The organism is Belliella alkalica, from assembly GCF_022549785.1.
In the GTDB taxonomy this organism is placed as follows: Bacteria; Bacteroidota; Bacteroidia; order Cytophagales; family Cyclobacteriaceae; genus Belliella; species Belliella alkalica.
The window spans coordinates 1-538 of sequence record NZ_JAKZGO010000099.1 but is presented as its reverse complement, the minus strand read 5'-3'; the positions used below and the strand labels follow the sequence as shown (position 1 = coordinate 538).

The following is a 538-nucleotide window of genomic DNA, read 5'->3' as shown; positions in this document are numbered from 1 at the left end:
ATAGGAAACCCCTCTGAAGAAATCGGCATAATCTGGTCCGATATCAACATGAATGAATTGGAAGCAATGGCAGAAATTGGTTATGAAGTAGGTATTAGCTCAGATAGCAATGCTTCCGCTCGATTAGCAGATGCGAATTGTACTTATTATTTCTATGTATTGACTGATCAGGCTACGGGCATGATCATCTCCGCTACTTTTCTTTACAAAGAGTGTCCCCCACCAAACTTCTCAGACATCATCCCATGTGACAATGGTGGTTTGAGATTATCTTGGGATCCAGATAACGAAGGTGATTATCTTCCCTGTCCTGATCTGGATGATGGCATAGGTGGAGAAACTCCTACCCTAGAAGACTGTGAATTTCTGCAAATGATGGGATATGATGTGGAGTGTGTTATAGATCTCTTTGAAATCAAAAAGGATTCAACTTTCATTGGAACTACCGCAGATTGTATTTATGAAAAGCTGAAGTCTATAGATGGGTTCAAAGACCTAGCATCAGGGTTTGAAGGTCTTGGGACAGAATTTGATGTGG

At 40.9% G+C, this 538-nt stretch carries 1 protein-coding gene; it reads left to right on the top strand.

What is annotated here, in order from left to right:
• The coding region (locus tag MM213_RS20830; RefSeq protein ID WP_241414799.1) for a hypothetical protein at positions 1 to 538 on the top strand (538 nt) is incomplete at both ends.